The organism is Pseudomonas sp. Marseille-QA0892, from assembly GCF_054950135.1.
Genome location: NZ_CM143104.1, coordinates 1511258 through 1535402, shown reverse-complemented (window position 1 = coordinate 1535402; position 24145 = coordinate 1511258). Strand labels below are relative to the sequence as shown.

Below are 24145 nucleotides of genomic sequence, written 5' to 3'. Positions count from 1 at the left end.
ACGCACAATCACGAAAGCGCCGATGACTGGATGTCATCGCTGGACAGTCATTCAGGGACGGGCATGTCGTTCAATCATTACTACCAAAGCGAACTCTCGGCGTTAAGGCAGCTTGGAACGCGTTTCGCCGAACGCAATCCGGCACTGGCCCCTTTCTTGGGTCAGAGCGGTCGGGACCCCGATGTCGAGCGGCTACTGGAAGGCTTCGCGTTCCTTACGGGACGGCTCCGGCAAAAGCTGGATGACGGAATACCCGAGCTGACGCACTCGCTGATGCACCTGCTGTGGCCAAATTACATGCGGCCGCTACCTGCGTTCAGCATGCTCCAGTTCGACCCCTTGTCACGCCCGGGCAAAGCCGTGCACATCCCGCGCGACACACCCGTGGAGTCGCGCCCGGTCGATGGGGTGTCCTGCCAATTCCGCACGACCTCGGCAATCGATGTGCACCCGCTGGCGCTGACGGCCGTCGACTTTGCGCAGCAAGGGGATGGGGCGCGGCTGGCGATCCGCACGAAAATGACAACGCAGGGCCATATCGGCGAACTCGCGCTCTCCAGCTTGCGTTTTCACCTGGCGGGTGAGCGCTACATAGCCCAATGGCTGTACTACGCAATGCTGGCACAGGCGCGTGCGCTCGTGGTTGTGCTTCTCGATGAGCGCGGTAAGCCACTCGAAGACGCGTACGGTGCTCCATTAAGTCCTACCGCCCTGCCCCTCGATGCTCTGGTAGCGGCGGGCTTCACTGAGCAGGACGCCTTGGTGCCCTACCCACTGAACACGTTTCGTGGTTATCGCTTCCTGCAGGAATACTTCGTCTTTCAGGAAAAATACCTGTTCGTCGATCTGAACGGGCTGTCCATCCTTCAGCAGCAACCCTCCGACGTACTCGCCCGCGCACGCGGCATCGAGCTCCGTTTCGACCTGGCCAAGGTCGGTAGCCAGCGCATCCGACCTTCGCTCGAGAACGTGCGCCTTTATTGCACTCCTGTGGCAAATCTCTTCGCCCATGACGCGGTACCTATCCGCCTGGATGGTCGGCAGGATCGCTACCTGGTGCGTCCCGCCGAATGGGAGGCGCCCAAATGTGGCGTGTTTTCCGTCGACGGGGTCACCGGCTGGCGCCCAGGTGGCAAGGGGTATGAGCGTTACGTTCCATTCGAATCGTTCGAGCATGATCACAATTTCGAAGGTTCGAACGCAGCACCACACTATAGCGTCCGCCAGCAAGCCGCCGTGACCGGAGATGGGCTTGAAACCTACCTTTGCTTCGGCGCGTCGGCCGGTAGCGGACACGAGACATTGTCCATTGAACTGACCTGCACAAACCAGAACCTCCCGAGACGCCTTCGTTTAGGCGACATTTGTGTACCGGTCGAAGGTACGCCCGAGTTTCTGAGCTTCCGCAACATCACTACCCCTACGGCGAGCTACGCGCCGCCTCTGCATAACGACTATCTGTGGAAGCTGGTCAGCAACATGTCACTCAACTACCTTTCGCTCGCGAACGTGGAGGCGCTGAAGGTCATTCTGGAAACCTATGACCTGCCCCGCTACTACGACCCGCATGCCGAGCGCGTCAGCAAGCGACTGCTCGACGGCCTCGAAGCGATCAATCATCAACAGGCGGATCGTTTGTACCGTGGCCTGCCCATTCGCGGTATTCGGACGACATTGACCATGAATCCGGACAGTTACCTCGGCGAGGCTGACCTGTACCTGTTCGCATCAGTGCTCAATGAATTTTTTGCACTCTACGCCAGCCTGAACTCGTATCACGAGCTTCAGGTGAACAGCACTCAGGGAGAGGTATACGCATGGACGCCGCGTATGGGCCAGCAGCCTCTGCTCTGACTCAACTGAGTCGCAGCATTCGGACCTATAGCCTCTTCCAGGGCATCCAGCAGGTACTGGACCGTTTGCGGCTCGCGCACCCGGGCCTCGATGATGACGCGCTGCACGAGCTTCTCGACTATCAGGCGAACCCGAGCCTGGGCTTTCCCGGAAGCGACATCGACCAATTGGAGTTCTTCGAGCACGAAGGCGCCCTGCGAGCGCGTCTGCGCATCAATCTTGTTGGATTGTTCGGAGCCGGCTCACCTATCCCAGCTTTTTATGGTGATCAGGCACTGGGCGATCTGGCGAGCAACCAGACCACTCGAGACTTCCTCGATCTGTTCAACAATCGCCTGCAGCGCATGCTGCTTCCAATCTGGAGCAAGTACCGCTACTACGCCCGCTTCCGCGCCGGTGCGACCGACACATTCTCGGAGCACCTGTTCGCGCTTATCGGCATGGGTGGCGCGTCAATCCGGGCAAGCGCGGAACTGAACTGGAACAGGCTGCTGCCCTATCTGGGCCTGCTTAGCCTGCGGGCGCATTCGGCGGCACTGATCGAAGCAGTGCTCAGGTACTACTTCAAGCACGAACAGCTCAATATCGAACAATGCGTGGAACGTCAGGTGCAGATCGACACCGGGCAACTCAATTCCCTAGGTCGAGCACAGAGTCGGCTTGGCCTCGATACGGTGTTGGGCGCCCAGGTCCATGACCGAAGTGGGAAGTTTCGAATACACATCAAAGCGCTCGACTGGGAGCGGTTCCACGAATTCCTACCCATCGGCCCGGGCTATCGCCCGCTTTGCGCGCTTGTACGCTTCACGCTACGCGACCCACTGGACTACGACATTCGACTTCAATTGAAACCTGATGCGCTTCGCGAGCTTCGCATCGGTCAGAACAACCCGTGCCGGCTTGGGTGGACCAGCTGGCTCGGAACGGCACGGGCTGACGGGATCGTCACCTTATCCAGCCAGACAACCACGGATGGAACTCCATGATCAACATCGACCTGCAGCAATTGATCAGGGCGCTGGATGCGCCCAGCAAAAAGGACCTCGAGTACGCAGCCGAGCGCTGTGTAGCGCGCGGCGGAGCCAAGGTGTCCGTCGAAGATTTTCTCTTCGCACTGCTCGATCGAGAAGACGGTTTGCTACGACGTGCCCTTGCCGATGCTGATGTCGAGCCCGACGCCGTTGCCGCAGCCCTGGCGCCCCGGACTCGCACGCCAGAGACCGACAGCCCGGTATTCTCTACCGAATTGATCCAGTGGCTGCAGGACGCACTGCTGGTAGCGCAACTGGAGTGGCAACAGAGTGCGATCGATGACGGCTCGCTGATTCTCGCAATGCTTCGCAATCCTATGCGCTATGCCGGTAGCCGCTATTTGCCGCTCATAACGAAAATCGACGAAGCGCGCCTGAACGGTTTTGTCGCCGCGAGTCGCGAGGCGCCCGCTACGGTCAGCCCCCAAGGATCGTACCTGGAGCGCTTCACGCATGACCTCACCCAGAAGGCCCGCGACGGGAAGATCGATCCGGTTCTCTGCCGTGACGATGAGATTCGCCAAATGGTCGATATCCTCGCTCGGCGACGCAAGAACAACCCCATCGTGGTAGGCGAAGCGGGCGTTGGCAAGAGCGCCATCGTCGAAGGCCTGACCTTGAAAGTCGTCAATGGCGAAGTACCCCAGGTGCTTGCAAACGTCGATATCAGAACGCTGGATCTCGGATTGCTGCAAGCCGGCGCCGGTGTGAAAGGCGAGTTCGAGCGACGCCTTCAGGGGGTGATTGACGAGACTAAATCAACGGCGAAGCCGACCATTCTCTTCATCGATGAAGCGCACACCTTGATTGGCGCTGGTGGCCAGGCCGGCAGCGGCGACGCCGCCAATCTCCTCAAGCCAGCGCTGGCGCGCGGCGAATTGCGCACCATCGCTGCCACGACCTGGGCCGAGTACAAGAAGTACTTCGAGAAAGACCCCGCGTTGGCCCGTCGCTTCCAGCCTGTGTCCCTCAAGCAGCCTACCGTATCGGATGCAATCTCGATCTTGCGCGGGCTGGCACCCATATACGCGCGTGAGCACGCCGTCTACCTGCGCGATGACGCAGTCATTGCGGCCGCCGAACTGTCAGCTCGCTATCTGGCAGGCCGGCAGTTGCCGGACAAGGCAGTAGACGTGCTCGATACAGCGTGCGCCCGGGTTCGAATCGGATTGAATACCGTACCCGCCTGCATCGAAATGCTTCGCAGCGAGATCCAGCGACGCTCGGCTCAGGTTGAAGCTGTAACCCGTGACCGGGACAGTGGGGTCGCGGTTGACGGCGAAGCGCTCGGCGCAGCCCTCGATAGCCTTGAAGGCCTTCGCCTCGAAAATGAAGCCTTGACCGCTGACTGGGAAGCACAGCGCGCGATGGCTGCACGGATCGTCGCGATGCGCGCTGGCACTCCAGCCCTGGCGTCGGGCGCCGCGCTGGACGACAACGGCGAGACGACGATCGAAGCGCTCCGCGCGGAGTTGTCGACCTTGCAACAGGTGAACAGGCTGGTGAGCTATGAAGTCTGCCCACGCCTCGTAGCCGAAGTCATCAGCCAGTGGACGGGAGTTCCGCTCGCACACCTTGCCGCCGAGCATGACAACCGTGTGGAGCGATTCGCGGATGATCTACGTGCGCGTGTGCGTGGCCAGAACCAGGCCGTGACCGCGCTGGATCGATCCATGCGCGCGGCTGCCGCAGGCCTGAATCGACCTGATGCCCCCGTAGGCGTGTTCCTGCTGGTTGGCCCTAGCGGTGTAGGGAAGACCGAGACGGCCCTTGCGCTTGCGGATCTGCTGTATGGCGGAGACCGCTTTCTTACGGTGATCAATATGTCCGAGTTTCAGGAGCGACACACCGTGTCCCGCCTGCTCGGCGCGCCTCCCGGATATGTCGGATACGGCGAAGGCGGAATGCTGACCGAAGCCGTCAGGCAAAAGCCCTACTCCGTCGTGCTGCTGGATGAGGTGGAGAAAGCTGACCCAGACGTGATGAACGTCTTCTACCAGATCTTCGACAAGGGCATCGCCAACGACAGTGATGGCCGCGAGATCGATTTCCGAAACACACTCATTCTGATGACGTCCAACCTCGCCAGTGAGCAGATCAGCGCACTCTGCGCATCCGGCGTACGGCCAGCCGCAAGCGACCTCGAGCAGGCGATAAGACCCACGCTCAGTCAACATTTCAAACCTGCCCTGCTAGCGCGAATGGAGATCGTCCCTTACTACCCGATCGAGCAGGATGTCCTTGAAGACCTTGTACGCCTCAAGCTTGATCGCTTTGGTCAGCGGCTCGCCCCGCGCAAGGTTGCGTTCGATTACAGTGACCGTCTTGTCGCCACGCTGGCCGAGCGCTGCAGCCAGACCGAAAGCGGTGCGCGCATCATCGATCGGCTGATCGAGCGCGCAATCCAATCGCCAGTGGTCGACAAGTTACTGCAGGCCATGGCGGGCGGCCCCGCACTGAAGCATGCGCATGCGACCGTGAGCGCGGATGGAGCCATCGTCTGTGAGTTCGCCTGAATTGCAACTGCTGTCCAAGGAAATTCCGCAGCCGTTGAACTATGCGGATGCGTTGATCGGTCACTTCTACGCACTATCGCACCTGCCCGCTAGCCGCTCTCTGGTGGAAGGCCTCGTCGCGGCCACTGCCGACCTGACCCGATGCGAGTTGGCACAACTCTACCTCCTCGACGAGACAGCCACATGCCTAACGCTTTCAGCGCAGTGGCTCGACGGCGTCCCATCAGAAGCGGACTGCCGGACGTGGCCCAGCGACTACGACGGTAGCCAACTGCTGCAATACTGCCTTTGCCAGAACGAGGCCCTAAGCATTGGCAACCTGGATGGCAGCCTGCACGACACCGGCTTCCTACCAGGCGGGCATTGGCGTTCACTGCAGTGCCTCCCGCTCGTGGATGCGGGCACTCGTATCAAAGGGCTTCTGATTAGCGCGTCCCGACATGGCCGCGACCTCGAACCATACGCAGGGTCGCTCGCTCGGCTCGGTAGCGCCGCGCTGGAACGAATGCGACTTTTGCAACAGAACAGCGCCCCGGTCGAGCCAGCAAAGCCGGTTCCAAGCAGGGGATCTGGTAGCGCCGCCCTCGGCCTCATTGGCGAAAGTGCTGGCATGAAAGACCTTCACCGCCTCATTGCCAAGGTTCTGCACATTCCTGTCACGGTGCTTATCACCGGAGAAACCGGCACCGGCAAGGAGCTGGTGGCGCGCGCCATACACGACCGAGGGTCACGACGCGCGATGCCCTTCGTCGTACAGAATTGCGCGGCGTTGCCCGAGCATCTGCTGGAGAGCGAACTGTTTGGCTATGTCAAAGGTGCCTTCACGGGCGCCGACAGAGACCGCAAGGGCCTGTTCGACCTTGCGCATGAAGGCACCCTCTTTCTGGACGAAATCGGCGACATGCCGCTGACGCTGCAGGCCAAGCTGCTACGTGTTCTTCAGGAGGGCGAAATTCGTCCATTGGGCAGTGGCGAAACCCGAAAGGTGGATGTGCGTATCGTCACGGCCACCCACCATGACCTTCGGCGTCTTGTGCAGGACGGCCGATTCCGCGAAGACCTGTACTACCGCCTCGCCCACTTCCCGGTGCAGATACCCGCCTTGAGGGACCGCGGCAATGACATCCTGTCACTGGCACGCCACTTTGCTGCGAATGCCTGTGATGCGTTGCAGAGACCACGCTGTCGCTGGTCCGACGAAGCCCTTGATGCGCTCCTCGCTTATCGATTTCCCGGAAACGTTCGCGAGCTCAAAGGGCTCGTCGAACGCTCGGTTCTGTTATGCGAGGGGGGCGAGCTGCTTCCCGAACATTTTGCACTGCAGCCAGAACACCTGGGTGCCGTGCCGACGATGAATTTCCGCGAGCGAATGGATCAGGTGGAACGCAATCTCCTGCTTGACTGCCTTCGCCGAAACAATGGCAACCAAAGTCAGGTTGCTCGCGAATTGGGGCTGCCTAGAAGAACGTTGCTGTACCGCATGAAGGTGCTGCATATCACCAGTAAAGCCGTGTGACTCCGTAAACCAATCCTACACAGGTCTCATTTCCGGGTTCACCCGGCGCAGCCGTGAACCAGTTCAATCCCGCCTTACGCCGGGATGAACTTTAATAGCGCCCGGCCAGGACGGCCGCCGATCCCAATGCGTTTTCACGGAGGAACTCCGCATGCATTTGCGCTACTGCGCCCTCGCCCTGCTCGCCGCTTTCGCAGTGGCATCCTGTACTGGCAACTACCGGTTCAGCGACAGCGATTATCGCCCCTTGGGCGATCCACAAGCCGATAGACGTAACGGCTGACAAGGGCACCCATATCATGGATCTGATATTTGAAATTGTCGGCGGCATTGGCGTGTCCGGCGGAGCGGGCCATAAACGCTTTGGGCAGCGAGGCGGTGTGATAGGCCGGTCGGCAGAGGCGGACTGGACATTGCCTGACAATCAACGGCTGATCTCGGGACGTCACGCAGAAATCACCTTCGAAGACGGTGCTTTCTTCCTCACCGACGTCAGCAGCAATGGTGTCGAACTCAAGCAGGAAGGCCTTGGCCTCAAGAAATACGAGCGCTATCGAATTCGCCAAGGCGATATCTTCTGCCTCGGCCGTACCGACATCCGCGCATCCTTCGAGCAGGCCACTGAATCACGTACCAATGAAACCGTAATGCCCGGCGGCGGAATGATTCCGGATGATGCATTCCTCGGACTTGATCCAATGGCAGATCTCGATCCTGCATCATCGCAAACGGATCCCTACCTTGGGATGCTGGACCTGCCCAAGGACCATCGGACCGAGCGTGACCACGCACCGATCCACGACGAGCACATGATCGTACCCGAACTCGTCGAGCCCGCGCTGTCCACTGCGCCTCCGTCACGTCCAGTCGGCATGAGTCCCATCCCGCCCCTTCGAGCCGGCCTTTCTGCCGCCTTGGGCGTCGATCTGGAAAAGCTCGACGACGAGGCTATCACAACGATTGCCATCGAATCGGCGACCCTCCTCCGCTACACCATCGCCCAGTTGCAGCAGTCCGTACGCAACCGCGACGAACTCAAGGCCGAACTCCAGCTTGCTTCTACCGATAAGCCTTACCGGGTCAATCCGCTGGAAGGACAGGCCGCCATGGAGGACGTCATGGCGGCGCTGTTTGATCGGCACGATGCAAACGGTGTCACGGCTCGCCGCACCATTGCCAATGCATTCCGCGGTCTGCAGGCGCACCAGGTAGCACTGGCCGCAGCGGTACGCGCGGCGGGCAAGTCTACGTTTGAGTCGTTTGCGCCCGATCGACTCGAGAGTCTGTTCGAGGCGGATCAACGTAAATCTCGATTCAGGACCGATGGGCATCGCTGGCGTGCCTATCGCCGTTGGTACATGAACCACAGCGGAGCGGACACCCCGGTCGAATCCACAAGTGTCCGTGATTTCGCCCAGGCCTACGACGATCAGCTCCGCCTCGTTTCCACCATGACGATCGACATTCAAGGATGATGTTCATGTACAGATCTCTTCTCCTGACCCTCGCTTTTGCATTGAGCGTGACGGGCTGTTCTGCCCTCTCGCCATCGTCGAACCTGACGAAACTCGATCTGATGCTCGAAGGCAGCGAGCGCTTGAACCCGGATCTAAATGGACGGCCTTCTCCTATCGTCATTCGGCTGGTCGAGCTAAAGCACGCAGTGGGCTTCGAAACGCTGGACTTCTTCACCCTCTATCAGCGCCCCCGTGAAGCACTTTCCCCGGATCTGGTGGCGCTCGAGGAAATCGAGTTGAGACCGGGCGAGCAGCGCAACATCAAACTCTTCGTTCAGGAGGGCAGTCGCTACGTAGGCGTATTGGCCGCCTATCGCAACCTGCCGGAGTCACAGTGGCGCTATGTCGTGCCCCTGAACGTGCAACGTCGTAACGAGGTAGCCCTGTCACTGACCGAGCACGGAATTCAGAACCAGAACGAAACGGTCGGGAAGTGATTCATGTCGCACCATAAGGTTATCTGGCAGGAAGGAATGCTGCTTCGCCCGCAGCACTTTCAGCAGAACGATCGCTACTTCGATCAACAACTCAAGTCCCGTACCCGCCAACTCTCAGCCCACAGCTGGGGCTTCTTCGATCTGGAGATCGACCGGCAGTTTCTCAGCATGGGCAAGCTCGTACTAAGTCGCGGAAGCGGAGTGATGCCGGACGGTACGCTATTCGAAATCGGTACGGACCACGATGTCATTGCCTTGGACGTGCCACCCAACTCGCGAGATACCACGGCTTACCTGGCCCTTGCGCTGGTGACCGGAAACCACGTCGAAAGTCGTCGTGCAGAACAGCTGGACGTATTGGCCCGCTACTGCGCGTTCGACACGCTCGTTGCGGACTCCAACGCCGGCGAAACAGCCTCAAGCCAAGTCACCTGCGGGCGTCTGTCATTCCGGCTTCTGCTGGGTGACCAACCTGCGGACGAAGCCTACGTGAAGCTGGCCGCCTGCCGGATTCTCGAGACGAGCGCCGACGGTGTCGTCGAAATCGACCCGGCCTATGTGCCCACGTTCCTGAACATCCACAGCTCGACGTATCTGCGCGCCTGTCTCAAGGAAGTCATTAGCATGCTAGGCCATCGCGGTGACATTCTGGCCGAGCGCATCAGGGCGACCGGCAAGGTTGCGGGTGCAGAAATAGGTGATTTCCTTCTGCTGCAAATGATCAATCGGCTCGAACCCGTGCTACGGCATCTTGCGAACATCGAGCTGGTCCACCCCGAAGCGCTTTATCGCGAATTGATCAGCCTCGCGGGGGAACTCGCCACCTATGCGAACGAGGCCAAACGACCCCGTGTCGATTGGCAATACCGCCATAACGACCAGGGCCAAAGCTTTGGTCAGGTGATGGAAAACCTGCGCCAGCACCTCTCGATGGTGCTCGAGCAGCATGCGATTGAACTGGACTTGCAGAAGCGGCAATACGGAATACTCGTCTCGCCGCTACCTGATCACAAACTGCTCGAGACGTCGTCCTTCGTGATCGCTGCGAGTGCGCAGTGCGATTCAGAGACGCTCCGCACACGTTTGCCGAGCCATCTGAAAATCGGACCGGTCGAGCGGATACGTCAGTTGGTCAATCTGCATCTGCCGGGAATCAAGCTAAAACCGATGGCAGTCGCACCACGGCAGATCCCGTTCCATTCGGACAAAACCTATTTCGTGCTCGAGCTTTCATCCGAGGATATCTCCCAGCTCAGCACGTCAGGCGGTTTTGCTTTCCACGTGTCCGGCGACTTCGCCGAGCTTGAATTGAAATTCTGGGCGATCAGGAACTGACCATGGCAACCAGAGAAATGGAATTCGGTGCAGGCGACAGGACGGTCGTATTGAGTCGAAGCTCGGGCCGCAGCCAACGGCTGACGGACACGCCAGCGCCCCGCTTCGAGCAACTGGAAGAACGCATGGTGCACGCAGCCCGGGTCTCCCATGCCGAAAGCGTGACGCATGGGGTCAACCCGCTCATTGGCGCTGCACAAGGCCTACTGTCCGAGATCGTTGTGCTCAAGACCCACTACGAACCAGAGGATCTGGACAGCGTTCAACATCGACTCGCTGAGGAAGTCAGGCAATTCGAGTACCGGGCGCTCAACCTCGGACTGGAGCAGACGCAGGTAATGGCCGCACGGTATGTGCTCTGCACTGCCACTGACGAAGCCGTTGTCACTACGGCCTGGGGTAACGAAAGCGAGTGGTCAGGCATGAGCCTGCTGGCAACCTTTCATAACGAAACCTTCGGTGGAGAGAAGTTCTTTCAGCTACTGGAGCGACTATCGCAAAACCCGGCCAAGCATCTGGACATGCTGGAGCTGATGTATGTCTGCCTGTCGCTAGGGTTCGAAGGACGTTACCGCGTCATGCCGCGCGGACTGCTGGAGCTGGAGACGATCCGTGACAACCTCTATCGCCAGATAAGGCAGTTGAGGGGCGATGTACCACAGGAACTATCGCCCAACTGGAAAGGGCTGCCGGACAACAAGCGACGCGCTACGCCGACCGCACCCTGGTGGTTGGTCATGGCATTCACTCTCATTTCACTGACAGCGATGTACGCCGGCTTTGCCTGGATGCTTGCCGACTACCGTCACGCTGTACTGGAACCCTATAGGGCCGATGCACCGGCTGCGGCTTCGGACTTCATGGAAGAACCACAATGAAAACACGCGCCCAACGGGTAAGTCATTTCTTTCGCAGGCGCTGGGTCTGGAGCCTGTGCATTGTCCTTTTGCTTTCCCTTTTCATCTGGTTTGTTGGCCCTCTGCTCTCGATCGACGAATACCGTCCATGGCAGAGCGAGACTGCGCGACTACTGACCGCCTGCGTCTTACTGCTTGCCTGGGGCCTGTATGCAGTCCTCAACGGTAACAACACATCCACTATCGAACCGGAGTCCACCAGCGATACCGAAGATGTACAGCGCACGGCGATCATGGATGAGGAACGGTTCGTACTACAGGAGCGCTTTCAGGATGCGTTGAGGACCACTCGGAAGTCGGGCAATCACAACAAACGCAACAAGAAGTCACGCGAAGACCTTCCCTGGTACCTGGTTATCGGACCTGAGCAGAGCGGGAAAACCCATCTCCTCGACCTGTCCGGCCTGGAGATGCCGCTGAGCCAGGGAGAAGAACACCGTTTGACGCGCGACACCTTCGGAACGCGCTATGCCGACTGGTACTTCACCAATAACGCTGTTCTGCTCGATACAGCCGGCCGCTATCTGACGCAATCCGATCCGAAGGTCGATGGCAGCGCCTGGCGTTGGCTGCTAACACTTCTGAAGAAGCGGCGCGGGCGTGCGTTGAATGGCGTACTGGTCACCCTTTCAATCGACAGCCTCCTCTCTGGCAATGAATTCGCACTCGAAACGCTGGCGAGACAAGTGCGCCAGCGCTTGCAGGACATACATCAGAAACTGGGAATCGAGGTACCGGTCTATCTCGTACTGAGCAAAGGTGACCTGCTGGTTGGCTTCGACGAGTTCTTCGATCAGCTGTCTCAGGAAGAAGCCGCTCAGGTCCTCGGCACCACGTTCACCGAAGCACAGAACGGAACGGATTCCCGTGTCATCAGGCACACGTTCGAAACCTTATTGCAACGCCTGAACGCACAAGTCATTGGTCGCATGCATAGCGAGCGCGATACGCAAAGACGCGGTCGTGTGCTCGACTTCCCTGGCCAGCTCGCCCGGATCGGTGAGCCGCTTGCCCTATTCGTCGAGCTCGCTTTCGCGGGCAACCGCTATCAGCGTGGCGCGCAGCTGCGAGGCTACTACCTGACTAGCGCGCCTGATCTGGAAGACCGCAACCCAGCAGTCACCTCAAACATCGATCGAATGATCGGGCTGCCCGGGCATGGGCTCCCGGTGATTCGCCGTGGTCGCGCCCGATTCATCCACGACCTGTTGAACCGGGTAATCTTCGCCGAAGCGGACCTCGCCAGCGTAGACGCCACCGTGCAACACCGGCTGGACTGGAAGCGCCGCTGTGTCTACGGCGGAGCCTTGGCAACAGTAGTGGCAGGTGGCTTCGTATGGGCGAACAGTTTCTCGACCAACCACCAGCGTCTGGAAAACCTCAAGGATATCGCCCAAACGAAGGCCCAGCAGCATCTTGAGCTACGTGCGCAAGCGGACGGTGTAACGACGCTCAATGTACTTGATAGCGGTTATGCGGCATCTCAGGTATATGCGCCAGAACGGGCCAGCCGATGGTCACACACGGGCTTGTATCAAGGCACTGAAGTCGATCCTGTGGTTCAGCTTGCGTACCGTCAGGATCTCGAGAAGTTTCTACTGCCGCTTATCGCCGGCCAGTTGGAGTCCGAGATTCAAGCAAGTCGCCGTGATCGTGAGCGCCTTTTAAATAATCTCCGCGCCTATTTGATGTTGAAGCTTGCCGATCGGCGCGACGACGCATTTCTCAAGGACTGGATGGCTACTACGTGGTCCACCCATTACGCCGGTAATGCCGTCCTGCAACACGGGCTGTCTTCGCACCTCGACCGCTTGCTATCGCATGACTTCGCCCCCTACACCTTGAACGATGCGCTCGTTGCGCAGGCACGGGACGGCCTGCGGGGTGAATCGATGGCCAATGTCGTCTACCGAATGATTCGTGATCGCGCACGTCACCTTCCTGATTATCGGCTTGATCAGCGTATGGGCGCTCAGGCCGCGCTCTTCACGTCGGCCGACCATGCGATCCCTGGCTTCTATACGCTTCATGGTTATCAGAGCATGTTCGCAACCCAGGGACTCAGCCTGGTGCGAGACATCCTGCAGGATAATTGGGTGCTGGGTGAAAGCGATGCCCTCAGCCCCAAGGACCTGGGCCGGCTGCTGGCAGATGTAGAGCGTCTGTACTTTCAGGATTATGCGGACCAATGGGGAGAGGCGATTGCCGGGCTTGCATTACAACCTGTTGGCGACGCTCAACAGGGAGCCATGCAACTCAGCGGGCTGACCTCGGCTAATTCGCCGCTGATTCGTCTGCTGGCTGAAATCCGCGAGAATACACGCCTCCCTGGTGCTCCGGACGCCGCGGCAGCAGATGCCGCTATTTCCCAGGGTTCCTCGCTTGTCGGTGGCAAAGCCGGCAAGGTCGCGGGAGCGATAGCCGACTCCGCACAGCAGGCCCTAGCAGCAGGCGGCCAACAGGGTTCGCGGCGTGCGCTGGAGCAGCGGTTCCAGGCATTGCATCGCCTGCTCGATGACGAGGGCGGGCCAGCAGTGGACCTCTCGAATGTCATGCAGGGCCTCAATGCGCTACAGGTACAGATGGCGAGCCTTGCACACGCGGGGATGCCAGACCAGGCCGCGTTCGAGATGGCCAAGGGCCGGATGAAGGGACAGCGCGATGCGTTCGATCAGGTTCGCCAGGCCGTACCACGCCTACCGCAACCCGTGAGCGGATGGCTGTCGCTCCTTGGCGACGACAGCTGGTCGGTTGTGCTTAACGAGGCCCACGGTTATCTGAATCAGCGCTACCAAAACGAGCTGTATGCGACCTACAAAAGCTCACTGAAACAGCGCTATCCGTTCAGTGCGCATAGCGAGAGCGATGTCGCGGTCGCAGACTTCAGGGAGTTTTTCAAGGCGCAAGGTCTCGCGCAGAGCTTCATCGATACCTATTTGCAGCCTTTTGTCAGCAACGCATCCGGCCAGTATCAGCTTCGTCGTGTAGACGGTCGCGGCCTTCCGCTGTCACGGGACTTCCTTCGCCAGCTGAGCCGAGTGCAATCCATCCGCGCCGGTTTCTTCGCGGAGAATCCCAATGAGCCCACCATCGCTTTCAAGCTCGAGCCCTACTCTCTGGACTCTAACGTGGGCCGCGCTGATTTCCGCTTCGGAGGCAGCACCATGGAATACCGTCATGGCCCTATCGTGCAGACGGCATTCCGTTGGCCAGCGGTCGCTGACGAGGGGCGCGCGAGTCTGGTCGTGGAAGCACTGAATGGCGAAAAGGTCGGCATTGAAAAGAACAGTGGGCCGTGGTCGCTCTTCCGCGTCATTGACCTCCTGAAGGTCGATTACCACAGTGGACGAGATGTGCTGATGCTCAAAGCCAACCTCGGCGGTTTGCATGCCAACTACCTCCTTCACAGCCAGCGTGCGCCGAATCCATTCGACATCGCGACCCTGCGCAATTTCGACCTGCCGGCAACCTTGTGACAATGCTGCGATCTCGTTGGCAAAGTGCGGCGCGGACGGACACCGGCAAGGTCCGCGCACGAAACGAAGATGCGGTCCTGGATTGCCCGAACCAGGGCTTATGGGCAGCGGCGGACGGGATGGGCGGTCATCAGAACGGTGCGCTCGCCAGTCGGTTGATTGTCGAATATCTGGCGGAACCGCTGGATGGCAATCTGGACGCGCGCGTACACGAGACCCGACAACGTCTCCATGCCGTCAACCGTTGCCTGGAGCGTGACATCACGCTCCAGGCCTGGCGAGAGGACGCGCTGGTCGGTAGTACGGTGGTGGCCCTGCTGGCCGAGGGGAGACGCGCGACATGCATTTGGGCAGGAGACAGTCGTTGCTATCTCTGGCGTAACAATTGCCTGTATCTCCTCACCCGCGACCATTGCCTGATGCAACATCTGATGGACAACAACGGGCTGACCGAAGATCAGGCACTGCGGCACCCTGGTGCACATGCACTGACCCGCGCCGTGGGTGCGAATGAGCACCTGGAATTGGATCTGCTTGAACTTGAGACGCAACCCGGCGATACCTTTCTTCTTTGCACAGATGGACTGTACCGCTCGCTCAACCAGGCCGAAATGGGCGAAGCGCTCAGCCTCAAGTCTCCCGCGGCAGCACTGCGTCAGCTGTTCGACCGTGCTCTTCAGGGGCCTGCGCGAGACAATCTCGGCGCCGTGGTGGTCCGCCTATGACAGGCACAATTGCCCTACCTGCCGTCGCAGACGGGGAGGATGACCTGACCCGCTACGCGTTCGCAGGTGCTGCCCTTCGTGATGTCGCCAAGCCGCCAGAGGCGTTGGTGACTGGCGTACCCGCAAGCGTCTTGCCCGGATGTGAGTCAAATGCGGTTGCGGATGTGCCGGTCGCGGACATGCCGGTCGCGGACGTGCCGGTCGCGGACATGCCGAAGCTTCTTAACGGGCGATACCGCATCGAGCGGTTACTGGGCATCGGCGGGATGGGAGCCGTGTACCGTGCCCGGGATCTACTGAGACAACAGTTCGGCGACCCGTCGCCCCTGGTGGCGATCAAGACGTTGACCGACGAATTCGCCTCCTATCCAGATGCCTACACCTTGCTGCACTGCGAGTTTGTTCTGACCCTTCGGCTGAACCATCCCAATGTTGTACGACTGCATGGTTTCGAGGTGGATAACGCGGCCCAACGTGCCTATGTGGTGCTGGAGCTCCTGCAGGGCCAGACGCTTGACCAGGCCTTGGCCCATCAGCCGGATGGTATCCCGTGGGTCACTGCCCGTGATCTGGTGATAGATCTGCTCGCCGCCATCGCTTACGCGCATGGACGCGGCGTTCTGCATGGGGATATCAAGCCTAGCAACATCATGCTCACGCCGGATGGGCTGCGGTTGTTCGACTTCGGATTGGGCCAGGCGCAAGCTGGCGTCCTCGACGGGCTACCCCGCATCAGTAGAGACCGTTTTACGGCATGGACGCCCCGATACGCCGCGCTTGAACTCATTGAAGGCCGCGGATTGAGCGAAGCGACGGACACCTATGCGGTCGCATGCGTCATCTACGAATTATGTACAGGCACACATCCCTACCGCCGCCTCAATGCAAAGCAGGCAAAGGGTCTCGATCTGGCGGCGCAGCTGTCGCCACCGAAGGACATGCCAGACCACTGCTGGCAGGCACTTCGTACCGCACTCGCCTTCGATGAAAACGATCGACTAATCAGCGTGCAAGAATTGGCCAGGCACTTCTCGGGCCCCACACCCAGTCGCCTATCGATGTGGTTCAGCCGCCTCCGCTTCGCTTAGTCGGAAGAATCTAGAAAATTTTCAACCTTTCTATTGACTTAGGTGACATACCTGCGTAAATTTCGCGGCCTCGCAAGGCGATCGGCTGATTAGCTCAGCTGGGAGAGCATCTGCATCACACGCAGGGGGTCGGCGGTTCGATCCCGTCATCAGCCACCAAGCATTGCGAGAATGGACGAAAGTCCAACCGACGCGCAGCGGTAGTTCAGTCGGTTAGAATACCGGCCTGTCACGCCGGGGGTCGCGGGTTCGAGTCCCGTCCGCTGCGCCATATCTCAGGAGTAACGCCCTGAACCGAAAAGGTGGATTGATTCGTCAATCCACCTTCTCTACTTTTACGGGCACTACACCCTCTTCAAGCATATCGACTTTTCGAGCAGCTTCCTGCGAAAGGTCAATTACCCTGCCTGGCTTATGCGGCCCGCGATCATTGATCCGCACAGTGACCTTCTTGTCATTCTCAAGGTTTGTTACTTCAACCTCTGTTCCAAGCGGCAATGTTTTGTGGGCGGCAGACAATTCATCGTTATCGAAGCGCTCACCGCTGGTGGTCTTCTTACCCTGGAAATGATCTGAATAGTGCGACGCCTTTCCTTTCTGCACGAAAGCCCCGGCATCGCTCGCTGCGTGCGCACTTATGCAAGCCATCCCCCAACCCGCCAGACCGTATAGAGTACGTCGTATAGTCGAAACGCCTTTCCTCATGCTCATCCTCCGAGCGGAACATGGCAACACGCCTGCAGTGACACAAGTCAGCTCCTGCTCGACATCAGGTTTGCGGACAATGGATATCGTGCAGACTTCGGTCTTTCGCGACCGCTCTATTCTTGGAATGCGGTGCGTCAGCCTTGCTTGGGATCATGGCATCACCGTTTCGTTCAAATGGAATGCTTAGTTCATGTCCGCGAGATGAAGGTACGGCGAATGACTGATGATCACATAGCGAAGGAGATCCTCGGCCTATTGGGCACCCGCGACTGCCAGAGTTCGATCTGCCCTTCCGAGGTGGCCCGCTTGCTCGCCAGTAACGGAGGATGGCGACAATTGATGCCGTGTATCAGGCGAGTCGGCGCTCAGCTTGCCAGCCAGGAGCTGATCAGGATCACACAGGGATCAAAAACGGTGGACCCGACGGAGGAGTCGAAAGGGCCGATACGATATCGCCGTGGCTCGAACTACGAAACGGCCGCGAATGGCGATAAGTGAAGGCGATTGTCAGTGACGATCCCCATGTCCTACAAGCGCGCGCACGGTTGCTAGAACAGCATCCAGCTGGAAAGGCTTGTCGAACACAGCAGAGAATAGCGCCGGCTCAGCGCGGCCGATGCTGGCCTGCGCCCCGCTCATTAGAATGATGGGAAGGTTGGCCGACTGCGGCCTTGCCCGGATCGCACGCGCAAACTCGAGACCATCCATGACCGGCATCATGAAGTCTGTGATGACGAGCTCCGGACGCTCTCGGTCTAGTACCTCGAGCCCCTTACGGCCGTTGCTGGCCTTCGCCACCATGTAGCCTTCATCTTCCAGCGCATAGCCGAGAATATCCGCTATGAGATATTCGTCATCGACTATAAGGATGGTCGTCATGCGTTCTTACGTCCGGTAGCGTTCGCGATCATGCGTTCGGGTGCGGTTCAGCAGTCCCGGAAAGGACAGCTGTAGCATGTCTGAACGTCTTCTCGAGGCTGACGCCATGATCGCTGATCACAATTTCCAGCAGCGAGGGGTCATAGAAGGTGTCCCGCATTTTGAGGATCGAAAGAAGCCGCTTGAGTTCCGAGTCCAGCTCGACGAAACGTGTAAGGAGCAGGTTGTCGACGATGCTCGACAGCTCTGGTGCGGGTGCGTTGATCTCTGAACTGAAGAGATCACGCATTTCCCACGTGGCAAATACGGAAACATCTCGGGCACGCAACTCATTCATCAGCGCACTAAAATACTCGGTCAGGCGCTGCGTAGTGTTAGCTACTCGCACCATGCCACCCAGGCTATCGATGAATACCCGCCGGATCCCCTTTTCCTCGACGATCCGTAACAGCTTCGCGCCGAGATGATCCAGCAGGCCCTCCGTAGTGGCCTGCCACTCGACATGCAATGCGCCACTTCGCTCCATACCCTGCATATCGATGCCAATGGCGTGGGCTTTGTTCCGGAGGCGTTCCGGTGTCTCGTAGAAACCGAAGTGGAGGCCTGGCGCTTCGGGTGTGCATTGCGAAAGGAAACTCAACCCGATCGTGGTCTTGCCACTTCCCGATGGCCCGGTGATGAGCGTTACCGAAGCGCTAGGTACACCCCCGCCGACGACCTGGTCCAGTGATTCGATGCCCGAGGCAATACGCGTAAGTGCGGCGCTGTCGTGGTGAGTGGGTCGTGCGTAGAGCGACTCGATACGAGGATAAACACCAATTCCATCGTCATTGATCTCGTATTCATGCAGCCCGGACAGTGCACCGCTGCCGCGAGTCTTGCGTGCCTGGATACGCCTTACGGAACGCGAGCCTACGAGCTCGTCTGACAGCTCGATGATCCCATCAACCATCGTATGCTCCGGACTGCCGTCGTCTAGACGGGAGCTGGTGAGGAACAGCACCGTGCAGCCGGCAAACGCGGCGTGCCCTTGTAGCTCCGAAATGAACTTCTTGGTGTCGAGCTGAGTATCTGCCTTCGACCGAGCATTGAGCAGGCCATCCACCACCAGGACGGTCGCTTTCTGACGGCTGATCTCCCGACGGAGCAATTTGACGACCTCCTCCAACCCTTCGTTTTGAAGGGTATCGAAGGCGCTAACGAACTGGATTTCTTCACCCACGCGGGCCTTGTCGAAGAAACTCAGGGTCGAAAGATATTGGAAAAGACGATCGTGCGATTCGGATAGCAGGGTCGCGACCAGCGCACGGCCGCCGCCCGCCACATGATTGAACGCAATCTGGTTAGCCAAGATGGTCTTGCCCGAGCCGGGACGACCTTGAACGATGTAGGACGCACCAGCGACCAAGCCGCCCTTCAAAAGGGCATCGAGCCCTTCAATCCCGCTTCGAAGGCGTGTTAGCTGTTCCAAGTCCGGTCTGCCTCGATGAATGTTGAGCGCTTAGAGCGGTATAGCCTACACAGGTTTCTTCAATACAGTCAGAGTTTGACAGGTCGATACGCACACTGGGCAACGCCGCAATACGTTTCACACGCATGAACTCCCGCGTGACAGTGACCTTTACCGCGTGTGCGCACCGAGGGTACCGAAGCACGCAAGCAGCGATCCCGAAGCCACAAACACAGCCGTGTCGCCTAAGTGTATTTCGAGCTGACGGCTCGCCCTACTGACTTGGAGCCGAGGATCCGGCACTGACAGTGGCATTCGAAAGACGAAGCGCTCTGCGATACAGGAAGGCAACACGACGTTATGGAAGGGGCCTCAGCGTTTCGAAACGATGCTGACCCAAACGCGTCAAAGCCTGACTCGCTTGCCACGTTCCAGTAGTGTCAGCATCTTCAAATCCGCGACTCAACACGCAGCGACCCGGCAAGCCGGACGACTGCGACATCCAGACGCTGCCGAACATGGCGTTGGACAGTCGCGCTATCATGAGGACTTACCGCATTGGCAGGGTTGACATGTCCATACTGACCAACACCCTCGTATTCCTCGCTACGTTGGCTGGCATGGAAGTGTTCGCCTGGTGGGCCCACAAATACATCATGCATGGTTGGGGCTGGGGGTGGCACAAGTCCCATCATGAACCCCGTGCCGGCTGGTTCGAAAAAAACGATCTGTACGCCGTTGTCTTCGCAGGCATCGCGATTGCCCTCATCTATGCGGGCACGCAGGGCTGGCATCCGCTTGAATGGATTGGCGCGGGCATGACGGGATATGGCTTTCTCTATTTTCTTGCGCATGATGGTCTCGTCCATCATCGCTGGCCCCTGCGCTACGTTCCGCGCAAGGGTTACCTGAAGCGCCTCTACCAAGCGCATCGGATGCACCATGCCGTTGATGGTAAGGACGGCTGCGTATCGTTCGGGTTCCTGTGGGCGCCGTCGGTCGATCGCCTCAAGCAGGAATTACGCACCATCCATGGCGGGTCCCTTGAGGGCCGCAAACAGCGCAAGGATCAGGCATCAGAAAACCAGTAGGTGCGGGCGCCCCTCTACCGCGGACGCTTCCATAGCGCATCGGATCGTGGCTGCGTGCTTGCGCTGCGAGATGCCAACGCTGTACCTGCCGCACCTGCCAGCAATCGCACCTTATCCGCCTTGGACGTCGATACACGGGCGTCCCAGGCTGAACGTCCGAGGGCCTTGACCTTCACGCCAATCTCCCGATACACGCCCCGCGCCGTCGCAATCGCCCAGGCCGACCGAAGCGGCAACGCACTCAGGCCGAGCTGGGCGGAGTCGTAGTACGGTTCGGCTGTTTCCACCAGCCGGGCGGCCAGTATCGCCAAGGCATCACGGTGACGCGGGTCCGCCATCGCAGCGCGCGGGATGTTTTGTTCCTCCAGCCATTCCAGCGGAAGGTAGCAGCGGCCAATGTGTGCATCCTCGACAATGTCGCGAGCGATATTGGTGAGCTGAAACGCGAGCCCCAGGTCACAGGCCCGGTCAAGCGTCGCATCATCCCGGGCACCCATCACCATGGCCATCATGACGCCAACCACGCCGGCCACGTGGTAGCAATACTGCAGCGTGTCATCGAGGGTTCGATAGGTTCGGTCCTCGACGTCCATCGCGAACCCCTCGATATGCTCGAGCGGAAAACGCTCAGGAATCTGGTGCGCCATGACCACAGCCTGCAACGCTGCAAATGCGGGATCCGCCATCGGCTCGCCGCGATAGGCCTGGCGGGTCGAAGCCAACAGTGATGCCAGGCGCGCCTCGCTGTCCGAGCGGTCACCGGCCTGCTGTCCGAAGCCAGCCTCCTGGCCATCGATTACATCGTCACAATGCCGACACCACGCATAAAGCATCACCGCGCTACGGCGTGTGTGAACGTCAAAAAGCTTCGAGGCGGTTGCGAAGCTTTTCGATCCAACCTCGATTGAACGAGTAGCGTGATCCAGCAGTGCCTCACCCATGCTCAAACCTCACTCAGCATTAACCCAGCGGTCGCCTTCGCAGACCCGACGACGCCAGGAATGCCGGCGCCCGGGTGCGTGCCCGCGCCTACCAGATACAGATTCGGGATCGATGCGTCCCGGTTATGGGGACGGAACCACGCACTCTGGGTGAGTATTGGCTCAAGCGAAAAGGCAGAGCCGTGATGCGCATTGAGCTCGTCGCGGAAATCGAATGGCGTGATGAAGCGGCTCGTGACCAGATCCTCACGCAGCCCTGGCATATAGAATCGCTCCAGATAATCGAAGATACGGTCGCGATAGCGAGGGCCCTCCTCTTCCCAATCGATATTGGCGTTACCCAGATGTGGAACGGGCGCAAGCACGTAATGACTGCCACAGCCAGGCGGCGCCAGTGAAGGATCGGTCGCACACGGGGCATGCAGGTAAAGCGAGAAATCAGCTGCAAGGCTGTCGCGATTGAAGATGTCCTCGATCAGGCCGCGATAGCGCTGGCCGAAGCATACGGTGTGGTGCCTTAGCTGCGTGTGCTGACGGTTCAAGCCAAAGTACAGCACGAAAAGCGACATGCTGTACCGCTTGCGCCGAAGCGTATCAGATTGCTTGGCACCTCTTGGGTGATGCCCAAGCAGCTTGTCGTAGGTATGCATGACGTCCGCGTTCGACGCGACCGTATCAGCAGGAATGCTCTGGCCATCCGCCAGCCTGACCGCGGTAGCGCGCCCTTCCTTCACTTCAATGCGCGATACCTCCGCATTGAGGTGGACGTGGCCGCCCAGGTCTTCGAAGAGCTTGACCATTCCCTTCACGAGCGCGCCGGTGCCCCCCTTCGGAAACCAGACGCCCCATTTCCGCTCCAGAGCATGGATCAGGGTATAGATGGACGACGTAGCGAATGGATTACCACCGACCAGCAGCGAATGGAACGAAAGCGCCTGGCGGAGCTGCTCGTTCTCGACGAACCGCGAGACCATCCCGTATACGCTCGTCCATGCCTGTAGGCGGGCCAGCTGTGGGCCAGCCTGCAACATGTCCCGAAAGGACAGGAATGGGACGGCACCGAGCTTGATATAGCCCTCCTCGAACACTGCCTTCGAATATTCGAGGAAGCGCTTGTAGCCTTGAACGTCGGCAGGGTTGCGTGCGTGGATCTGACGATCCAGCGCATCCTGGTCATTGACGTAATCGAAGTAGGAGCCATCCTCCCAGCAGAGGCGGTAAAACGGATCGACCGGCAGCAATTCAACGTAGTCCGCCATTCGTTTGCCCGCCAGCGTGAACAGTTCTTCCAGCGCAGAGGGGTCGGTGATGACGGTTGGGCCCGCGTCAAAAACGAACCCTTCATCCTCGTACACATAGGCGCGTCCACCTGGCTTGTCGCGCTTCTCCAGCAGCGTGGTCTGGTATCCACCTGCCTGCAAGCGAATTGCAAGGGCGATACCGCCAAAACCCGCGCCTATGACAACGGCACGTTTGGGTGGAGTCATGTGGATGTCCTTATTTGAAAGGGATCGGTCTTGTTGATGGCAGCCCAGGCTTGCCCTACCGGGACCGGAGGTTTGCCGGACAGGATTCGGAGCTTGTCGCGCCACGTGAGCCGACCGGCATAGAAGCGCTCGATCAACCCTTCGGACAGCCCGTAGAAGCGTTGCATGACGCGCCAACGGTTATTCGGTTCGCCTGCCATGAATAGCATCCGGTTCAAGAGGCGAAAGAAGCCTTGCTCGCGCCAGACAGTCTCGGCGTGGTCCCGTATAGCTGCATGAAGGGAGGCCGCATCGAACGCATCGAGCTTCGCAACGTGATCAGCCAGACGAACCGCGCTCGGCAGGGAATAGCCGGTCGTGGCATGAAAAAGCCCCGCCCGGAGGCCAGCGCGCGGCTGGCCTGGAGACTCCCGCCAGAACGCCTCCTGGTTGCCGGCCAGAGTAATCGGCAGCACCCCTTGCTCTTCACGCAGAATCTCGGCAATCGCCCATCTCTGGTAATTGGCATACTCGGCAATATGGGTCCGCAACGTGTCAGGCGCGAGGCCATGGTCGTCGACGTAGTGGGTGTCTTCGATCAGGAGGGTGTCCGAGCTGAACGGAAGCACATAAACGAAACGGTAGCCCTGCCCCTGCGTTACGGTCGCATCCATGATGATGGGTACGTCCAAGCCGTGCGGTTCAGCGGTACGCACCACTTGCCCGAGAAACGCCTGGTACCCAAGCGCCATGTTCGGACTATCGGCCGTACCACGTCCATCGATGACGGCGCCTGCCTCAAATGTCTCCCCTGTGGAGAGCGTCGCATGGTTCGGCCCAAGTTGGGTAACTACCGCATTGCAACGCAAACGGTCGCCTAACCGGCTTTGGAGATAATCAGCGAGGTCTTCAGAAAGGATACTGGCATAGCCGCTTTCCAGACGCCGCGTACGTTTCGGAAAGCGAACGCTGTATGCGGGCCACCTACGATGCACCAGCGGATCGAGCCAGCGGTGTTGTGCATGCGTCAAATCCGCATCGTGAAATGACCAGGTGTGGTTACCACAGGGCGCAGCGCCCTGCTCCAAAAGCAGCAACCGGAGATCAGGCCTTGCTTCTTGCAGCCGTAGCGCAATCAGGCCATTGGCTAGACCTGCCCCCACCAGAATGACGTCGAAACGCTGACTCATACTGCAGC

20 protein-coding genes and 2 tRNA genes are annotated in these 24145 nt (G+C 59.3%); 16 read left to right on the top strand and 6 right to left on the bottom strand.

Translation table 11 applies throughout. The annotated features are described in order from the left end of the window. Positions 1-63: 63 nt before the first annotated feature. The 14 genes from tssF to ACY8D3_RS06995 all read left to right on the top strand — a co-directional run bounded on the left by tssF (position 64) and on the right by ACY8D3_RS06995 (position 16683). Positions 64-1854: a type VI secretion system baseplate subunit TssF gene (gene tssF / locus ACY8D3_RS07060; RefSeq protein WP_462382856.1), complete on the top strand. Its 1791-nt coding sequence runs from the start codon at positions 64-66 to the stop codon at positions 1852-1854. After that, positions 1818-2840, top strand: coding sequence for a type VI secretion system baseplate subunit TssG (gene tssG, locus ACY8D3_RS07055; RefSeq protein ID WP_462382854.1), 1023 nt, complete (start codon positions 1818-1820; stop codon positions 2838-2840). The genes tssF and tssG overlap by 37 nt, the downstream gene beginning before the upstream one ends. Then, positions 2837-5401: a type VI secretion system ATPase TssH gene (gene tssH, locus ACY8D3_RS07050; RefSeq protein WP_462382852.1), complete on the top strand. Its 2565-nt coding sequence runs from the start codon at positions 2837-2839 to the stop codon at positions 5399-5401. Before tssG ends, tssH begins: the two co-directional genes overlap by 4 nt. 10 nt (positions 5402-5411) lie before the next feature. Continuing rightward, positions 5412-6917, top strand: a complete 1506-nt coding sequence (locus tag ACY8D3_RS07045; protein WP_462384278.1) for a sigma-54 interaction domain-containing protein — start codon at positions 5412-5414, stop codon at positions 6915-6917. 151 nt (positions 6918-7068) lie between these two features. Next, positions 7069-7200 (top strand): type VI secretion protein, encoded by a 132-nt coding sequence (locus tag ACY8D3_RS07040; RefSeq protein ID WP_462382850.1) that lies wholly within the window; start codon positions 7069-7071, stop codon positions 7198-7200. 16 nt (positions 7201-7216) lie between these two features. Then, entirely contained in the window at positions 7217-8392 is a 1176-nt protein-coding gene (tagH, locus tag ACY8D3_RS07035; RefSeq protein WP_462382848.1) for a type VI secretion system-associated FHA domain protein TagH, read from the top strand. A 5-nt stretch (positions 8393-8397) separates the two neighbouring features. Continuing rightward, positions 8398-8871 (top strand): type VI secretion system lipoprotein TssJ, encoded by a 474-nt coding sequence (tssJ, locus tag ACY8D3_RS07030; RefSeq protein ID WP_462382846.1) that lies wholly within the window; start codon positions 8398-8400, stop codon positions 8869-8871. Positions 8872-8874: 3 nt separating this feature from the next. Further along, complete coding sequence (gene tssK / locus ACY8D3_RS07025) at positions 8875-10206, top strand: type VI secretion system baseplate subunit TssK (protein ID WP_462382844.1); 1332 nt, start codon at positions 8875-8877, stop codon at positions 10204-10206. Positions 10207-10208: 2 nt separating this feature from the next. Further along, on the top strand, positions 10209-11084 hold the full coding sequence (gene icmH, locus ACY8D3_RS07020) for a type IVB secretion system protein IcmH/DotU (protein ID WP_462382842.1): 876 nt from the start codon (positions 10209-10211) through the stop codon (positions 11082-11084). Next, a complete protein-coding gene (tssM, locus tag ACY8D3_RS07015; protein WP_462382840.1) occupies positions 11081-14599 on the top strand; it encodes a type VI secretion system membrane subunit TssM in 3519 nt (1172 codons plus the stop codon). Before icmH ends, tssM begins: the two co-directional genes overlap by 4 nt. A gap of 2 nt (positions 14600-14601) precedes the next feature. Next, a complete protein-coding gene (locus ACY8D3_RS07010) occupies positions 14602-15324 on the top strand; it encodes a PP2C family protein-serine/threonine phosphatase (protein ID WP_462382838.1) in 723 nt (240 codons plus the stop codon). Between the two features lie 179 nt (positions 15325-15503). After that, positions 15504-16412: a serine/threonine-protein kinase gene (locus tag ACY8D3_RS07005; protein ID WP_462384277.1), complete on the top strand. Its 909-nt coding sequence runs from the start codon at positions 15504-15506 to the stop codon at positions 16410-16412. 83 nt (positions 16413-16495) lie between these two features. Further along, positions 16496-16571 (top strand) — tRNA-Val (locus ACY8D3_RS07000). A 35-nt stretch (positions 16572-16606) separates the two neighbouring features. Continuing rightward, positions 16607-16683, top strand: a tRNA-Asp gene (locus ACY8D3_RS06995). A gap of 44 nt (positions 16684-16727) precedes the next feature. On the opposite strand, the gene ACY8D3_RS06990 is transcribed toward ACY8D3_RS06995, so the two are convergent. Then, positions 16728-17117 (bottom strand): septal ring lytic transglycosylase RlpA family protein, encoded by a 390-nt coding sequence (locus ACY8D3_RS06990; protein ID WP_462382837.1) that lies wholly within the window; start codon positions 17115-17117, stop codon positions 16728-16730. A 177-nt stretch (positions 17118-17294) separates the two neighbouring features. Between ACY8D3_RS06990 and ACY8D3_RS06985 the strand changes: the two genes are divergently transcribed. Then, positions 17295-17618: a DUF3253 domain-containing protein gene (locus tag ACY8D3_RS06985; protein ID WP_462382835.1), complete on the top strand. Its 324-nt coding sequence runs from the start codon at positions 17295-17297 to the stop codon at positions 17616-17618. A 9-nt stretch (positions 17619-17627) separates the two neighbouring features. Here the strand turns inward: ACY8D3_RS06985 and ACY8D3_RS06980 are convergent, their stop codons facing one another. Then, positions 17628-17999 carry a response regulator gene (locus ACY8D3_RS06980; RefSeq protein ID WP_462382833.1) on the bottom strand — a complete coding sequence of 124 codons (372 nt, stop codon included), beginning with the start codon at positions 17997-17999 and terminating at the stop codon, positions 17628-17630. A 28-nt stretch (positions 18000-18027) separates the two neighbouring features. Then, on the bottom strand, positions 18028-19470 hold the full coding sequence (locus tag ACY8D3_RS06975; RefSeq protein WP_462382831.1) for an ATPase domain-containing protein: 1443 nt from the start codon (positions 19468-19470) through the stop codon (positions 18028-18030). A 551-nt stretch (positions 19471-20021) separates the two neighbouring features. On the opposite strand from ACY8D3_RS06975, the gene ACY8D3_RS06970 reads away from it, so the two are divergent. Then, complete coding sequence (locus ACY8D3_RS06970) at positions 20022-20540, top strand: sterol desaturase family protein (protein ID WP_462382830.1); 519 nt, start codon at positions 20022-20024, stop codon at positions 20538-20540. Between the two features lie 14 nt (positions 20541-20554). Here ACY8D3_RS06970 and crtB read toward each other — a convergent pair whose 3' ends face one another. From crtB to crtY, 3 genes are read right to left on the bottom strand one after another with little or no spacing between them, the layout of a single operon-like run. Then, positions 20555-21481 (bottom strand): 15-cis-phytoene synthase CrtB, encoded by a 927-nt coding sequence (gene crtB / locus ACY8D3_RS06965; protein ID WP_462382828.1) that lies wholly within the window; start codon positions 21479-21481, stop codon positions 20555-20557. 2 nt (positions 21482-21483) lie between these two features. Then, a complete protein-coding gene (locus ACY8D3_RS06960; RefSeq protein ID WP_462382826.1) occupies positions 21484-22968 on the bottom strand; it encodes a phytoene desaturase in 1485 nt (494 codons plus the stop codon). After that, positions 22965-24137, bottom strand: a complete 1173-nt coding sequence (gene crtY / locus ACY8D3_RS06955; protein WP_462382824.1) for a lycopene beta-cyclase CrtY — start codon at positions 24135-24137, stop codon at positions 22965-22967. The genes ACY8D3_RS06960 and crtY overlap by 4 nt, the downstream gene beginning before the upstream one ends. Positions 24138-24145 lie beyond the last annotated feature (8 nt).

Excerpts from the sequence above, each read along its gene's own strand:
- tssF (WP_462382856.1), top strand. The coding sequence starts at position 64 with ATGTCGTTCAATCATTACTACCAAAGCGAACTCTCGGCGTTAAGGCAG.
- tssG (WP_462382854.1), top strand. The coding sequence starts at position 1,818 with ATGGACGCCGCGTATGGGCCAGCAGCCTCTGCTCTGACTCAACTGAGT.
- tssH (WP_462382852.1), top strand. The coding sequence starts at position 2,837 with ATGATCAACATCGACCTGCAGCAATTGATCAGGGCGCTGGATGCGCCC.
- ACY8D3_RS07040 (WP_462382850.1), top strand. The coding sequence starts at position 7,069 with ATGCATTTGCGCTACTGCGCCCTCGCCCTGCTCGCCGCTTTCGCAGTG.
- tagH (WP_462382848.1), top strand. The coding sequence starts at position 7,217 with ATGGATCTGATATTTGAAATTGTCGGCGGCATTGGCGTGTCCGGCGGA.
- tssJ (WP_462382846.1), top strand. The coding sequence starts at position 8,398 with ATGTACAGATCTCTTCTCCTGACCCTCGCTTTTGCATTGAGCGTGACG.
- tssK (WP_462382844.1), top strand. The coding sequence starts at position 8,875 with ATGTCGCACCATAAGGTTATCTGGCAGGAAGGAATGCTGCTTCGCCCG.
- icmH (WP_462382842.1), top strand. The coding sequence starts at position 10,209 with ATGGCAACCAGAGAAATGGAATTCGGTGCAGGCGACAGGACGGTCGTA.
- tssM (WP_462382840.1), top strand. The coding sequence starts at position 11,081 with ATGAAAACACGCGCCCAACGGGTAAGTCATTTCTTTCGCAGGCGCTGG.
- ACY8D3_RS07010 (WP_462382838.1), top strand. The coding sequence starts at position 14,602 with ATGCTGCGATCTCGTTGGCAAAGTGCGGCGCGGACGGACACCGGCAAG.
- ACY8D3_RS07005 (WP_462384277.1), top strand. The coding sequence starts at position 15,504 with ATGCCGGTCGCGGACGTGCCGGTCGCGGACATGCCGAAGCTTCTTAAC.
- ACY8D3_RS06990 (WP_462382837.1), bottom strand. The coding sequence starts at position 17,117 with ATGAGGAAAGGCGTTTCGACTATACGACGTACTCTATACGGTCTGGCG.
- ACY8D3_RS06985 (WP_462382835.1), top strand. The coding sequence starts at position 17,295 with ATGGAATGCTTAGTTCATGTCCGCGAGATGAAGGTACGGCGAATGACT.
- ACY8D3_RS06980 (WP_462382833.1), bottom strand. The coding sequence starts at position 17,999 with ATGACGACCATCCTTATAGTCGATGACGAATATCTCATAGCGGATATT.
- ACY8D3_RS06970 (WP_462382830.1), top strand. The coding sequence starts at position 20,022 with ATGTCCATACTGACCAACACCCTCGTATTCCTCGCTACGTTGGCTGGC.
- crtB (WP_462382828.1), bottom strand. The coding sequence starts at position 21,481 with ATGGGTGAGGCACTGCTGGATCACGCTACTCGTTCAATCGAGGTTGGA.
- ACY8D3_RS06960 (WP_462382826.1), bottom strand. The coding sequence starts at position 22,968 with ATGACTCCACCCAAACGTGCCGTTGTCATAGGCGCGGGTTTTGGCGGT.
- crtY (WP_462382824.1), bottom strand. The coding sequence starts at position 24,137 with ATGAGTCAGCGTTTCGACGTCATTCTGGTGGGGGCAGGTCTAGCCAAT.